The 14,425-nt window shown below is 33.4% G+C and carries 13 protein-coding genes; 4 read left to right on the forward strand and 9 right to left on the reverse strand.

Going from position 1 to position 14,425, the window contains the following annotated elements; translation table 11 throughout:
• Window position 1: 1 nt before the first annotated feature.
• From HCN53_RS05930 to HCN53_RS05970, 9 genes are read right to left on the reverse strand one after another with little or no spacing between them, the layout of a single operon-like run.
• Window positions 2-1,090, reverse strand: a complete 1,089-nt coding sequence (locus HCN53_RS05930) for a glycosyltransferase (protein WP_167342346.1) — start codon at window positions 1,088-1,090, stop codon at window positions 2-4.
• A gap of 3 nt (window positions 1,091-1,093) precedes the next feature.
• Window positions 1,094-1,798 (reverse strand): class I SAM-dependent methyltransferase, encoded by a 705-nt coding sequence (locus tag HCN53_RS05935; protein ID WP_167342347.1) that lies wholly within the window; start codon window positions 1,796-1,798, stop codon window positions 1,094-1,096.
• A 3-nt stretch (window positions 1,799-1,801) separates the two neighbouring features.
• Window positions 1,802-2,698, reverse strand: a complete 897-nt coding sequence (locus HCN53_RS05940) for a hypothetical protein (RefSeq protein WP_167342348.1) — start codon at window positions 2,696-2,698, stop codon at window positions 1,802-1,804.
• An 8-nt stretch (window positions 2,699-2,706) separates the two neighbouring features.
• Window positions 2,707-3,783 (reverse strand): polysialyltransferase family glycosyltransferase, encoded by a 1,077-nt coding sequence (locus HCN53_RS05945; RefSeq protein WP_167342349.1) that lies wholly within the window; start codon window positions 3,781-3,783, stop codon window positions 2,707-2,709.
• On the reverse strand, window positions 3,776-5,197 hold the full coding sequence (locus tag HCN53_RS05950) for a class I SAM-dependent methyltransferase (protein ID WP_167342350.1): 1,422 nt from the start codon (window positions 5,195-5,197) through the stop codon (window positions 3,776-3,778). Before HCN53_RS05950 ends, HCN53_RS05945 begins: the two co-directional genes overlap by 8 nt.
• A 1-nt stretch (window position 5,198) precedes the next feature.
• Entirely contained in the window at window positions 5,199-6,389 is a 1,191-nt protein-coding gene (locus tag HCN53_RS05955) for an ABC transporter ATP-binding protein (RefSeq protein ID WP_167342351.1), read from the reverse strand.
• A 3-nt stretch (window positions 6,390-6,392) separates the two neighbouring features.
• Window positions 6,393-7,244 carry an ABC transporter permease gene (locus HCN53_RS05960; protein WP_167342352.1) on the reverse strand — a complete coding sequence of 284 codons (852 nt, stop codon included), beginning with the start codon at window positions 7,242-7,244 and terminating at the stop codon, window positions 6,393-6,395.
• Window positions 7,245-7,279: 35 nt separating this feature from the next.
• A complete protein-coding gene (locus HCN53_RS05965) occupies window positions 7,280-9,739 on the reverse strand; it encodes a polysaccharide biosynthesis tyrosine autokinase (protein ID WP_167342353.1) in 2,460 nt (819 codons plus the stop codon).
• A gap of 1 nt (window position 9,740) precedes the next feature.
• Complete coding sequence (locus tag HCN53_RS05970) at window positions 9,741-10,559, reverse strand: polysaccharide biosynthesis/export family protein (RefSeq protein ID WP_167342354.1); 819 nt, start codon at window positions 10,557-10,559, stop codon at window positions 9,741-9,743.
• 229 nt (window positions 10,560-10,788) lie between these two features.
• Between HCN53_RS05970 and HCN53_RS05975 the strand changes: the two genes are divergently transcribed.
• From HCN53_RS05975 to HCN53_RS05990, 4 genes are read left to right on the forward strand one after another with little or no spacing between them, the layout of a single operon-like run.
• Entirely contained in the window at window positions 10,789-12,675 is a 1,887-nt protein-coding gene (locus tag HCN53_RS05975) for an ABC-F family ATP-binding cassette domain-containing protein (protein WP_167342355.1), read from the forward strand.
• A 31-nt stretch (window positions 12,676-12,706) separates the two neighbouring features.
• Window positions 12,707-13,444: a class I SAM-dependent methyltransferase gene (locus tag HCN53_RS05980; RefSeq protein WP_206063936.1), complete on the forward strand. Its 738-nt coding sequence runs from the start codon at window positions 12,707-12,709 to the stop codon at window positions 13,442-13,444.
• A 48-nt stretch (window positions 13,445-13,492) separates the two neighbouring features.
• A complete protein-coding gene (locus tag HCN53_RS05985) occupies window positions 13,493-14,185 on the forward strand; it encodes an ABC transporter ATP-binding protein (protein ID WP_042277744.1) in 693 nt (230 codons plus the stop codon).
• Window positions 14,186-14,188: 3 nt separating this feature from the next.
• A complete protein-coding gene (locus HCN53_RS05990; protein ID WP_157539265.1) occupies window positions 14,189-14,365 on the forward strand; it encodes a hypothetical protein in 177 nt (58 codons plus the stop codon).
• The last annotated feature ends 60 nt before the right edge of the window (window positions 14,366-14,425 follow it).

A 14,425-nucleotide genomic window follows, 5' to 3' on the forward strand; every position in this document is an offset into this window, starting at 1 on the left:
CCTACTTGCTTTTAAGTAAATTGTTTAAAGTAGTAATATGTTTTTCCAGTGTAAAATCATCTTTAATTCGATTTTTTGCGTTCTTACCCATTTCTATAGCCTGTTCTCTATGAGATAGTAATGTATCCATGTGTGCAGCCATAGTAGTAACATCATGCTCCTCACATAGCAAACCACTGATTTTGTGTTGAACTACATCTTTAATACCAGCATGAGTGGTTGAAATTACCGGCAGTCCAGCAGCGCTAGATTCTAGAACGGCAAGTGGCGTTCCTTCCATATCACCACTTGATGCTGTAATGCTGTGCTGCACAAATGCTCTAGACTCTTTTAAGTAGTTTTTAAATGCGCTAGCATCTATTACTCCTGGGAACAGCACTTGCTGTTGAAGATTGAGGTGCTGTACTAGATTTTTACAGGTATTTAAAAGTTCTCCTTTGCCTGCCATGATAAGCTTAGCATCTGGATGTTGTTTTGCTATTTTAGAAAAAGCAAGAATGGTATAATAAGGAGCTTTTTTATCTGTAAACCTACCTACAGCAATGAGTTGCTTTTTTGAGAACTGTGCTTCTACTTTAAAAAATTCATCACGTGGTCCATAGGTATTTAATACAAGTTTATCTTCTGGGCAGTTTATACTTAGCAATTTCTCCTTCATATCTTGAGAAACCGATATGACATGATTTGCTCGTAGAAATACTTCCTTATATTGATTTGAACTCTCAATGGCAGATTGCATAGAAGCATCATATCCATGAAAGTGAACAACCACAGGAATATCAATAAGATTTAGTAGCGGTAAGAGGTGATGCGCGTGTGTACCGTATTCAATTAATATAGAATCTATTTGATTTGACTTGAGGTGTAGGGCCAGTTGTTCCCAAGGTGATTCTTGTTTCTTTCCTTTTATTTTTAACAATAATTGCTGCTTAAGTCCGGCTGGTTGATAGATGCGACCTACCTTCTCTAGTGCTATTGTGGCACCTGTACCATAATAATAGAATACCTTACCATGTAAGTGATTTTTATGAGCCTGAATAAAGGTTTCACTATAAGGATTTTGAGATGGAGAAAATATAGCGATATTCATATGTTACTTTTTAATAGCTGTACCATACAGACCAGTTATCATCTGTCCGTCTTTTAATTCTACCTTTTGTTTGCTATCCCATTTAATTAGTGCTTTAATAATAGGTTTTAAACAGGTAGCTCCTATTTTTTTCTTTAAAGAAGACATAGGACTACGTTTTACCCATAACCCTAACATTTGAGCCATACTAGCATGCCAGCCTCCGGTAGCATATAGTTCTATATCTTGAAAACCAGCTTCTTTCAAATGAAGTTCTAATGCAAAAGGTGTATATCTATAATAATCGTTTGGTGCTTCATGCAGGTTCCATAAAAATGGAACTGTAAAGAAAAAAACGCCATCTGATTTTAAAACTCGATAAACTTCTTTTAAGGTCACATCAGGTTCTGGACAATGTTCTAAAACCTCAGTTCCAAAAGCAGTATCAAAACTAGCGTCTTTAAAAGGCATTTGAACTCCATCCCAGGTTACATCAGGCTTTACGGTTTCATCATAAATTAAAGCGTTTTCAATGTCTAGACCTAAGTATGAATCTACAGCTGCATTTTCAAGAATGTATTCCTTGTAAGGCATCTTACCACAACCTATATCGAGTAAATCACCTTTAAACATAGGTAATGATTTACAAAGCGCATTAAAGATAGAAGTACGTATGTAATACAAATCTAGTTGCGAGGTAGAAAAATGAAGCTTCGTAAAACTGTTCATGTGTTACTTTTTCAATTTTTTAAAACGGTTAATCCAACTTTGTTTTGAAGAATTATCCATTTGTGACGTTTTAAAATCTCGATTATGTTTTTTTAATAACGTAACATACTTTTCAAGTAGAGGTTTTAATAAAGCATCTCTACCGTTAAGTATGGTTGAAATGGTTCCGTTAGTGAAATGAATAAAGACTATAGGATAGGTACCTTCTATAATCACTTCATTTTCTTTTTTTACTCTTGGACATTCTATCATATTCCAATTTGCCACGTTGCAACCTTTATGCTGTAATACTTTGACTTGATTAGGAAAATAAATAGGCATAAGATTCAAATAAATTTGGTCTACATAAAAACCATTTTGCTTTTCCATTCTATAACTGCAGCATTTAAGCCACCAGTCTAGTACAGCTATTGCTTTTTTATTACAAGCAAAAAACCCTGCATTAAAAAGACCACCTGTAAACAGCAAGTCAAAGTTTCCAGAATCAATAAATGCATCACTAGATCTCCAGTGTGGAGTGACTAACACACTATGATTGTTTAATTCTTCAAATAAAAATAAAGGATTATTATAGAAACATAAATCTGGATCAAGAAAAATAGTCTTGTCATATCCCTGAGTTAATAACAAATACTTAAGTAGTAAAGGCTTTAAAGCCCACCTTAAGTTGCTCGCTTTATCAATTTCATACTTTTCAATTAAAGCATAGTCGTCTGGAAAAGTTTTTTTTATTTCCTTTAATCTATGGATTACGATGTTCTCATATGGCTCTACCTCATTTTCGTTATCTACGACTAAGACATGGAAATTAAGATGAGAATCATATATTTTTATACTATCATAGAGCGCCTTTGCATAAAAGTAATGACTAGTGGTGATAATGGTGGTGTAAGCCTGCATAGAGAAGATTATTTTAAATTAATCAATTTTGCTTTGTTATTGGACGCAAAGTTTATGATATCTTCTTTAAAATCCTTTCTAAAGCTTTCCATATAAAAGCAAATTAAATTTGAATCACTTCCGATACCTAACGGTGCAGAAGAATTAGCTGTGGCTAGTTGTGTACTATCGTTTGATTGAAACAATTCTATAGGCATTGCTACTATATCTAATTTGCTGCAATCTACCCTACTACCGGTTCTATTAAATTTTTCTATTAAACTATTCAATTTAACTCCGCTATCTCTAGGATGTGGTTTGAAATAAATAGGGGTCAAATTTTGAGAGTTAAAATAATCGACAATTTTCAAATAAAAATTAACCTCCTCATCTTCAGTGCAAACTTTTGATAGAGCTAAATGCTGAGAAAAGATAATGGCTTTGTAATTTCGCAAATCTATACTTGAGATATTTCCGTTTGAAATGAAAAGATTACGAATTTTATTTCTAATTGAATTCATATTATTGACATCAAGAACAACAACAGGCCCCAGCTTTAACGTTTCTTCTTTCAAATATTTTGGAGTATAAATTTTCGTCTTGGTAGGAATTTTATTTAAATCAGTTTTTATAAAAAACCATTCCCAATACCCAAAGTATCTTTTTGTAGGAGTATTAACTACACCATCTGCAGTAATAATGGTTTTGTTTGGTTTCAAATGATGTAAAATCATTACATCACCTTTCATCTTATGACGATAAGGTATAGACACAACACTACTTCTATAATTTTTTAAAACAGGATAAATCTCTCCTATTTCTTTAGACTTCCTATAAGGAGCATAAAACAAATGCTTTACAAAACTTAAACTAAATTTAGGTTTATGAAATACTGGCGATGGATTATCTAAATTATCAATTGAACCTATAAAATTCATTTTGAAAGCCCGACACATTAGCTTTAAAATCGCTTCTAAACGATGTTTTTCCACTCCTATGTAGAGAACATGAAAATCTGTGAGTTTATAATTTAACTCACTTATCGCAGCGATTTGAATCATAAGCTGACTCGGACCAGATGTAATTATTAGATTGTTATTATTCATTTTTTTTAAAAATGAAAAACCATGGTTCTATTTCGCTGTTTAGAGAATAACTATTTTGTTCAATAAACCATTCCATCTCCTTGATATGGCTTTTGGTTGGCCCTTCCATCAATACTTCCTTTAAACTCAAATCATTACCTTTTTTTTGAAGTTTATTTACCAAAGTGTGATCCTTTTCGCAACCCATGGAAAGAAACATTTCTTCCCACCATTTTCTAGGTTTAAGAGTTACGTGATACTTATTAAAGTTACTACTAGGCCTCAAACTGATAGTTAAGAATAAATAATTACGTGAAACGCGTATCAATTCAGAGATTGTCTTTTTGATATCTTTTTCGGGTATATGTTCTAAAACTTCACTCGAAAAAACCACATCAAACGAGTTATCATCAAACGGTAGTTGGCTTAAAGAACCTTGTTGTACTTTATTTAATTTTAATAGGTCTCTAGCATTTTCCTTAAGCACCTCTCCTGATAACTCTATACCTTTAGCATCATACCCTTTTTCAAGTAAATAACGTGTTACATCAGCACTACCACAACCTGCATCCAGAATACTTTTAAAACTATAATTGTCAATTAAATGGTTGATTATATTAATTCCATAAACCCATTTACCTCCTTTAGAAGAATTAGTTTTCCAATAAGTATCATAAAAAGAAAGATTTTGAGATGAAAAATACTTTTTAATTGATTGTATAAAAGATTTTTTGTATCCGTTTTTTTTGTTGAGCGTGTAAAGATTCGATTTTTTTAAGATTAACTTCAACCCTTTGAAATGAATATAACCGTAATCAATTTTTGTGTAAGAATTTTTTTGAAAGGATGTCTTATTTAAGGCATTTGATAATTTAGTGATTAAATCATCATCACTACTTTCCATATTTAGAAAATTTAATACTTTTCTAAATTCTTCGATTTGTTTTGACTTAGATCTTAACCCTATTAGGTTATTATAATCTAGAACCAGATGATTAGTATTTATTTTATCATAATCGTTTAAGGAATAGACGGTTTTTGCTACATCTAAATGATTTGATTTAATGTCATTTTGTATATTAGCTGCGTTCAAAGAATATATTTCCTCATCTACATTTACACAACCACAATTTCTTAATAAGAATGCATCAAGAAATAAGTCGACACTGTTCCTTCTTATCGAAACCACTTTATTTTCCTCAAAATTAAATTTGCTTAAAGAAAAAGTGCAAAAATTTATTAAACCATTATTTTCCAAAGAATCTTTAAAATGAATTGATTCGAAAGATAAATTTGAAAAAAAATCATTACTAGGAATATCTTTCATCAACTTCGAATCGAAAAGATATTTATTTGATATATCAAGGTTGTATTCAATAAGAAAATCTAAAATCAATTTAGAGTTTTCATCTGGAAGATAATTAAAAAAATACATTTTAGTTTATTTTACTCCATTCATGATCAAAAGCGAAAACGTGACATCTTCCATTACCAAAATAGTCAACATCAGGCGCGGTAATTTGAAAGGAAATTGTATCTGCTGAAGCAATAAAATCCTTCAGTTGTTCACCATAAACCTCAAAATTCGCTAAATAACCTCCGATTAATAAAGGTATATTCTTATACTTGAGGTGAAATGTATTCATTCCTTCCTCTAATGAAACAACAAAATCTAGGTATTTTGATGAGATAGAACTTAATCTAACATTTGAGAATTCTAGATGAGACATTATACGAGCATTCTTAATTTTATTTTTAGAATGTATCACTATTTCAAAAACTACATCATCTCCAGTACTGAAAGTCTGAATGCCTTTAGATTGATTAAGAAAACCAACTGTCATGCAGTCTCCTTTGCTCTCTACCTTAGTTTTTCCTAGAGTATTATATAATCCGACAGCTGTATTACGCTCACCGATAAAATCCATTCTGCCTTTATTCAACACAACGCCTATCTCACATAATCTCATAACATCTACCATATTATGAGACACCAAAATTAATGCAACGTTTTTACTAAGTTTATTGATTAGATAGTCGTAACACTTCATTCTAAACCCTAAATCCCCAACCGCAAGCACCTCATCTATAATTAACACATCGGGCTCCATTTGTGCTGCTACTGCAAAACCTAGTCGCACACGCATACCTGAACTATAGTTTTGAACCGGCATGTCTATAAACTCTCTTATCTCTGCAAAGTCTATAATTTCTTCTACCTTATCATCAATCTCTGCTCTAGAAAAACCTAGTATGGCACCGTTATTATAGATATTTTCTCGACCAGATAAAATAGGATTAAATCCAGCTCCTAGCTCGATAAGTGCTCCTACTCTACCACGCATGGTCACTTTACCGTGGTCTGGATTGATCAATCCATTTAATATTTTAAGTAAAGTAGATTTACCAGCTCCATTATGCCCTATAAGACCTAAACATTCTCCTCTACGTAATTCAAAGTTGATATCTTTAAGTGCCCAGAATTCATCTGGCCGTAACTCATCACTGGTAGGTTTACCTAATAAATTTGCCGCAAGGTCCTGCATACCGTACTTCAAACTCTTTTTTAGGCTTTTACAGAATTTTTTTGATAATCCTTCTACCTTAACCAGTACCTCTTTCTCCATCATCTATGCACTTAAACGTTCTACTATTACAGGTATGCTTATTCTATAAATCACAAGAGCGAGTAACAAAATAGGTAGCGTAATCACTACAAGCCATAAAAAATAATCGACAAATAATAACTCTTGATTTAAAATGATAGTTCTATTCAACACAAGTACCGGCGTGAGAGGATTGTATTCCATAATAGTTTTCATAATACCGCTATCTGGTATAGTATAGACTACAGGAGTCACATACATGACAAATCTTAGTCCCATTGCAATAGCTTTACCTACATCATTATACAGCATACCTAGAGGTGTAATCCACAGCCCTAAGCACACTCCAAAAATCATTAAAAACAAAAATGTGAAAGGAAAAAACACGAGATTCCATCCCGGAATTATCTGAAAATATAAAAAGAAGAAAATGAGCAATAAGAACTTAAAAATACTATTGAATAATATCTTATAAATACCAGATAATATAAGTGCCTCTTTAGGAAAATTAATTTTACTCAATAAACCTTTTGCTCCATTTGTGGCACTTAGTGGCATGTTAATGGACTCGGTTAAAATAGACCACAGTAAGGTTCCCGTAAATACAAAAACAGGATAAGGCACACCAGTATCTTTTAAATCTACCGTACCAGAACTATTTATGAATATCCACACGAGAGCAGTAGAAATAGGTGTAATGAATGCCCAAATTATTCCTAGAAAAGACTGTCGATAGGAAGAAGATATATCTCTTTTGGCTAGTTGAAAGGCAAGAAATCGAGATGTAGCAAGGTCTTTGATTACTTCTTTCACAAGTTGTGATAGATGTAATCGATTACCTCTTTGATATACTTTTGTTTCTAGTTCTTTGGTCATTCAAACAATATAAGTTGTATTTGAAATATTTAATTTTAATTACGCTTTCGCGAAAGCACAATCTTTTCTAACAGCTTTTTATACCACGGCTGGTTCACTTTATTCTCATGATATCCATTACCATAAGCACCGTAACCGTAACCGTAACCGTATCCATAACCATAACCGTACTTACCTCGCTCATCATAGTAATTAAAAACTAGACTGATATCTTGAATTTCCTTTTTATCATACTTGTCATTAAGTACTTGCAACATTCCTTTTTTAGTATATCCTTGACGCACCATATACAAGGAAGCGTCGGCATGTTTAGCGATCTCAAGAGCATCGGCTACCAGACCTAATGGAGGTGTATCCAAAACTATATAATCATAGGATTTTTTAAGCTCTTCAATCATTTTCCCTGCACGTTCACTCAAAATAAGCTCACTAGGATTAGGTGGTACTGGACCCGATAGTATTAAATCTAGATTGTCAACTCGAGTATTATGAATTACTTGTTCCAAGCTAGCGTCATTTACCAGATAATTGGAGACACCTACTGTATTTTCTATCCCGAAATCATCAAAAATTTTGGGCTTTCTTAAATCTAGGCCAATCAGCAAGGTACGCTTACCACTCATAGCATAAACCGTAGCAAGGTTAATACTCATAAAAGTTTTTCCCTCACCACTTACGCTACTTGTGACCATGATTGTTCGACATCCGTAAGGTGCTTCTCCTTTGTACATAAAATGTAGACTAGACCTTATCCCTCTAAAGGCTTCTGCAATGGTGGACTTAGGCTGGTCATTCACAATTAAATTAGAAGGATGATCCATTTTCCCTATAACGCCAATTAATGGAATTGTTGAAAGCCTTTCGAGGTCCTTAGGTACGTGAAGATAATTATCTAAAATTGTGAGTATAAAAGCTAATATTATTGGAATTGCTACAGCCATAAGCAAGGCAATTAAGTAATTGATATTACCGTCACGCCTAGATCCACCATCACCAGTGTCTCTAGCTTTGTCTATGACAAATACATCACTTACATTGGCTGCTTTAACCAATTCTGCTTCTGCCTTTTTGGCCTTAAAAATATTGAAAGCGTCTTGCTCAATTTCTAATTGTCTTTGTTTGCGTAAAAAAGTCTGTTGTTCTTTTGGTAATTTCTTTATTTGTGATTCGATCTGATTTATTTTACCATATAAGTCATTCAAATCTCTATTTAACAAGGATTTGGAACTTCTGATATTTTCATAAATCACTTCTTTTACGGTATTTATATCTCTATCAATTTCTTGAAAAACAGGTGCATCTGCACGCATGGAAAATTCTCTTTTTTTACGTTCTTCAGACAAACTTACCAATCTTGCTACAGCACCACCTATACTGGATTCTTCAATTCCAACTATTGACGGAGCCTGAATAAGGGTATAATCATTTTTATTTCTTAGGTAATTTCCTAAATTTTCATAATAATCCAACTGTCTTTTAAGCCCTGTTTCTTGCTTCTCGTAATTAGTCAATTTTTGATTAAGATCTGTAGATTGCACTTGAGCATCTATTAAGGTGGTTTTTCCTTTAAAATCTTCTAGGTCGTCCTCAGCTGCTTTAACCGACTTAATTTGAGCAACTAAACTACTATCGATGTATCGTATTGTAGCAGTCGCAAATTTATTTTTAAGCTCTAATTCTTCTGTTTCAAGTACAATAGAACTCGTATTTATATAATCGATGAGCCTGGCTTTATTTGTCCCAGAAAGTGATAATTCAAGAATAGAACTTCCATCGGGTTTCTGCATGATACGAATACCCTTATATTTATTTACAGTTGACCAATAGTTACCAAAGTTAAATAACCATTGCCCGGTTTGTATGTTTTCACTTGTCTTTTCAATGACTACATTAAGAAAAGGTAGTTGAATACTATCACCAAATTTAAATTGCTGTGACCATTCTCCAACAGGCGTTTTTACCTGTTCATGTTCTTTATTGGTATAATCATAGGCCAGAGAAGTTTCTGCTGAAAAAGAAGCGCTTAATTTAAAATTATCCTGATCTAGCACATTAATACGGATGTTCTTCCCGTAAAGTTGTGCTTTAGCGGTATCAGCATAAATAAAGAAAGGTGTCGCTTTATAAGCGTCAACATTATAATACTCGCCTTCTTTGATATAATTGATGTAAAATTGTAATTCATCTACAACACGCTCGGCATGTGTTCTCGATTTGAATTTCGTAATGACCGTGGTTACCTTGTCTGTCGTTCCTCCCCAATTAAAAGTGAGGCTTTGATTACTTGTAAATAATGGATTGGTATTATCTTTTATACTTATTAATGAAGAAGCGCTGTAATAGGTTTGAATAAACTGATTTTTATAATAAGCATAGGACAATCCAATTATTAAACAAAGTAGAAAAAACCACCATAGCTTAATCAATTTGTTTAAAAATTGCCTGATATCAAAAATACCAGATAAGGCATCTAAATCTTTAGCTTCTTCAGACATATTAATTGCTTAAACTATTGATTAACAAAACAGTTCCTACTGTAGCCGTAAATACACTCAATATAGTGGTAAAAGTTGACAGTCCGGTTGTTCCAGTCCCTATTGATTTTTGAGGCAATGGATTAACAACAATCATATCGTTAGGTCTTAAAAAGTAATAAGGTGAATTCACAACATCTAATCTTGTTAAATCTACTGTATGAGTGCGAACTCCTTCTGGGTATTGTCTTACGATTTTGACATCTGTTAAATCACCCGTAATCGGCACTCCACCACCATCAGCTATAGCCTCTACAATACTTATTTGTTCTCTGAGAATCCGCTTTTGACCAGGACTTGTAACTTCTCCAACCATTGTGTATCGTAGCCCATCCAACTTTACCGTTACAAATATTTTAGCCTCAGGTTTAAAGTATTTCTCTGTTAATTCTTTAGTAATGTAATCTTGCAATTCTTCCACCGTCATTCCTATTGCTTTTATCTTACCTAGCTCTGGAACACGTATATCACCATGGATATCAATCGTATAACCATTAAAATATAATGCACTACCTTGTTGCGGATTATTGTTTGCACTATTATTATTTGAAATAGTAAACGAACTTATAAGTTCTGTATCTACATCTTTATCAGACTTTATTTGTATCGATAAAACATCGTTAATCTGAAGTCGATAAGGAGATTGTACACGCCTAACTTCGATTAAAGAATCATTTTTACTAGTTCCTGATTCCTGAAGATAGGTAATTTTTGAAATAGGCACGCAAGAGGCAGTTGCAATCACTACAAAAACTAGCAATAATAGGCTTTTACTGTGCATAGCTGGGATTTAACACTATTTTTACAAATATACTCCTTATTAAAAACTGACAAACCTTTTAACGAAGATACTTCTCTCTTTACCTTGATTTAAGTCTTTAGTCTTTCATACTCACTTTTTTAGTTACTCTTTATTGTTCATAATTTAAACTTTCATTTAACTGCTCAATAAAAGAGTTATTAAAAAAAGGCAGTGTCATACAGATTATATTTGCAACAAATAAACACCTATGAATTACATCACTGTTGAAAATGTTTCGAGAGCCTATGGAGAACGTGTATTGTTTGAAAACATTTCACTAGGGATTAATCAAGGACAAAAAATAGGGTTTGTTGCCAAAAATGGTCTAGGTAAAACATCTTTACTTAACATTATTGCTAGACAAGAACAACCCGATAAAGGTCAAGTAAATTACAGAAATGGCCTTAAAACAGCATTTCTATCACAAGAACCTAATTTATCTGGAGAAATCACTATTGAACAAGCTATATTAGAAAGCGATATTCCTACTATTCGTATTACCAACGAATACGAGAAAGCCCTTCAAAATCCAGAAGATACAGAGAATCTTCAGAAGTGCATGGATGCAATGGATGCCGCAAACGCCTGGGATTTTGAAACCAAATACACGCAGATCTTAGCTAAACTAAAACTCAATGACCTAGATCAAAAGATTAAAAAATTGAGCGGTGGCCAAAAAAAACGAGTTGCAATGGCCATAGCTTTATTATCAGATCCACAACTTCTTATACTTGATGAACCTACTAACCATCTAGACCTTGAAATGATAGAATGGTTAGAAGAGTTTTTTAAACAAGAAGATTATACTCTTTTAATGGTAACTCATGATAGGTATTTTTTAGATAGAGTGTGCAATGAAATTATAGAACTAGATCAAGGGAATTTGTACACATATAAAGGAAACTACGGGTATTATGTTGAAAAAAAGCAAGAACGTTTAGATCTAGAACAAACTACTCAAGAAAAAGCTCAGCAGTTATTTAAAAAAGAACTCAATTGGATGCGCAGACAGCCCAAAGCTAGAACCACCAAATCCAAAAGCAGAATTGACGATTTCTACAAGATAAAAGAAGTAGCGCATAAAAGACGTAAGGATCACAATGTTGAGTTAGAAATAAACATGCAGCGATTAGGCACCAAGGTTGTCGAGCTACATAAAATATCAAAATCCTTTGGTGACAAGTGTATTTTTAACGAATTCTCTTACAACTTCAAGCGTGGTGAAAGAGTAGGTATCATTGGAAAAAACGGAACAGGAAAATCCACCTTTTTAAACATGCTTACTGGAAATCTTCCTACTGATTCTGGCAAAGTGGTTATTGGTGAAACTGTAAAAATAGGATACTACACACAGGCTGGTATCAACATCAAACCAGGACAAAAGGTTATTGATGTGATTAAAGAATATGGCGAGTATATTCCCTTGAATAAAGGAAAAATAATAAGTGCCAGTCAACTACTTGAAAGATTCTTGTTTGACAACAAGAAAAAGCACGATTTTGTAGAAAAACTTTCTGGCGGTGAACGTAAAAGATTGTACTTGTGTACCATTCTTATTCAAAACCCTAATTTTCTAATCCTTGATGAACCTACAAATGATCTGGACATACCTACCTTGAATGTTCTAGAAAATTTTCTAATGGACTACCCAGGATGTATTCTTGTTGTTAGCCATGATCGATATTTTATGGATAAAATTGTTGATCACCTGTTTGTTTTCAATCCATCAGGAACGATAACAGATTTCCCTGGTAACTACAGCGACTTCCGCACTTATGTTGGTTCCACAGATATAGAATTAGACAAAGAGAAGAAAGAAAGTGAACCTGCTCTTATAAAAGAGACCTCAACTGGATCAAGTACAGAAAATTCAAAAGGACCTAGTCGAGAACAACAAAAACAACTATCACGATTAGAAAACAAGATCAAGAAATTAGAAGAACAAAAAAAACGTTTGCAAAACAGTTTCTTGGATCCAGAAATCACTCCAGAATCCATGACTGCAAACTCTATTGAGTTGGAAAAAATCAAAGAAGAACTCGAGGAAATAGAGATGGAATGGCTTGAGTTAAGTGAGGAAATTAGTTCGATGTAGTTTAATGGTGTTTCTTAACTACATTCCTCATTTGCTTAAATCCATTCATTTACACGGGATTCATTCTCCTTTTATTTTCGATTTTCAGCATCAATGTTTGTATGACAAAAAACGATACCAGGAGTACGATGAGCTTTTACGCTTTCGCGAAAGCGTAAAAAACGACAAACAAATTTTAAAAGTTGAAGATTTCGGTGCAGGAAGTAGGATTTTTAAAAATAATATTAGGAAAACGGATGAAATCTTAAGACACAACTGCAGCACAATAAAAAAGACAAAAATTCTTTTTAGAATTGCTCGTTATTTTAAGATTGAAAATGCACTGGAACTAGGTACTTCCTTGGGTCTAGGATCTCACGCCCTTTCTACAGCACAACCTAAAGCCTTAATAGATACAGTAGAAGGATCAAAAGAAGTATCACAATTTGCGAGTGAACGACTTAAAAATCACCTTAACGTTAAGGTTCATAACAATCAATTTTTAGACTTTCTACACAGCGACCAGTGTAAATCTAATTACGACCTTATCTTTTTAGATGGTCATCATGATGGCACAGCTACCGTAGCTTATTTTAACGAGCTATTAAAACACAGTCATGATCAAACTATTTTTATTTTAGATGATATCAATTGGTCAAAAGACATGAATTACGCATGGAAAACACTACAAAAACATCCTAGAGTAACAGCAAGTATTGACACTTTCAAGTGGGGTTTTATCTGGACAAGACCAGAACAGCGACAGCAATCTTTTCATATATTTTTGTAACAACATTTTACTATATACGTCCTATATTTAGCAGTAAGAAAAATACATATGAGTGAAAATGTCATTGAGGTAAAAAATATAATACGTGATTTTAAACTAGGTCAAGAAACCGTTCACGTCCTTAAGGGAATAAATTTAGATATCAAAAAAGGTGATTATGTCGCCCTTATGGGACCATCAGGTAGTGGAAAATCTACCTTCATGAATTTGTTAGGTTGTTTAGATACGCCTACATCTGGAGAGTACCTTTTAAATGGTACCGCTGTTTCTAGCCTTAATGACAATCAACTAGCAGACATACGAAATAGTGAGATAGGATTTGTTTTTCAAACCTTTAATCTACTGCCACGTACCACAGCTCTTGACAACGTAGCTCTTCCTATGGTGTATGCAGGGAAATCTAAAAAAGATAGACACGCACGAGCTAGCGAAGTGCTTAAAAGTGTAGGTCTTGAAGATAGAATGGATCACAAACCCAATCAATTATCCGGTGGACAAAGACAAAGAGTAGCAGTTGCCCGTGCTCTTGTAAATAAACCTTCCATCATTCTAGCCGATGAACCTACAGGTAACCTAGATTCAAAAACTAGTGTTGAAATTATGGCTTTATTTGATGAAATTCATGCTAATGGCAACACAGTTATTCTAGTAACTCATGAGGAAGATATTGCAGAACACGCGCACCGAGTGATACGTTTAAGAGACGGATTAATTGAAAGCGACATTAGAAATCCTAAATAAAAAATGGAAGATTTTTTCTCAAATACGAAAGACTGGATCTACATAATAGCAGTAGTAGTTGCTTTCTTCATTTTTTTAGGCTGGAATCGTAAACAGCAAGCAAATAGAAATTCTAGAAAAAGAAGGGACTTTAAAAAATCCTTTAATGAAAAGAAGAAAGATAGAGACTCGTTAAACTAACGTGGATACTATTCTTGGACAAGAAAGATTATTCAATTTACTTAGTAAGCTTGAAAATAA

This window comes from Nonlabens sp. SY33080, assembly GCF_011784885.1.
In the GTDB taxonomy this organism is placed as follows: Bacteria; Bacteroidota; Bacteroidia; order Flavobacteriales; family Flavobacteriaceae; genus Nonlabens; species Nonlabens tegetincola.

Excerpts from the sequence above, each read along its gene's own strand:
- HCN53_RS05990 (WP_157539265.1), top strand. The coding sequence starts at position 14,189 with ATGGAAGATTTTTTCTCAAATACGAAAGACTGGATCTACATAATAGCA.
- HCN53_RS05960 (WP_167342352.1), bottom strand. The coding sequence starts at position 7,244 with ATGACCAAAGAACTAGAAACAAAAGTATATCAAAGAGGTAATCGATTA.
- HCN53_RS05935 (WP_167342347.1), bottom strand. The coding sequence starts at position 1,798 with ATGAACAGTTTTACGAAGCTTCATTTTTCTACCTCGCAACTAGATTTG.
- HCN53_RS05975 (WP_167342355.1), top strand. The coding sequence starts at position 10,789 with ATGAATTACATCACTGTTGAAAATGTTTCGAGAGCCTATGGAGAACGT.
- HCN53_RS05970 (WP_167342354.1), bottom strand. The coding sequence starts at position 10,559 with ATGCACAGTAAAAGCCTATTATTGCTAGTTTTTGTAGTGATTGCAACT.
- HCN53_RS05985 (WP_042277744.1), top strand. The coding sequence starts at position 13,493 with ATGAGTGAAAATGTCATTGAGGTAAAAAATATAATACGTGATTTTAAA.
- HCN53_RS05930 (WP_167342346.1), bottom strand. The coding sequence starts at position 1,090 with ATGAATATCGCTATATTTTCTCCATCTCAAAATCCTTATAGTGAAACC.
- HCN53_RS05965 (WP_167342353.1), bottom strand. The coding sequence starts at position 9,739 with ATGTCTGAAGAAGCTAAAGATTTAGATGCCTTATCTGGTATTTTTGAT.
- HCN53_RS05940 (WP_167342348.1), bottom strand. The coding sequence starts at position 2,698 with ATGCAGGCTTACACCACCATTATCACCACTAGTCATTACTTTTATGCA.
- HCN53_RS05955 (WP_167342351.1), bottom strand. The coding sequence starts at position 6,389 with ATGGAGAAAGAGGTACTGGTTAAGGTAGAAGGATTATCAAAAAAATTC.
- HCN53_RS05950 (WP_167342350.1), bottom strand. The coding sequence starts at position 5,197 with ATGTATTTTTTTAATTATCTTCCAGATGAAAACTCTAAATTGATTTTA.
- HCN53_RS05945 (WP_167342349.1), bottom strand. The coding sequence starts at position 3,783 with ATGAATAATAACAATCTAATAATTACATCTGGTCCGAGTCAGCTTATG.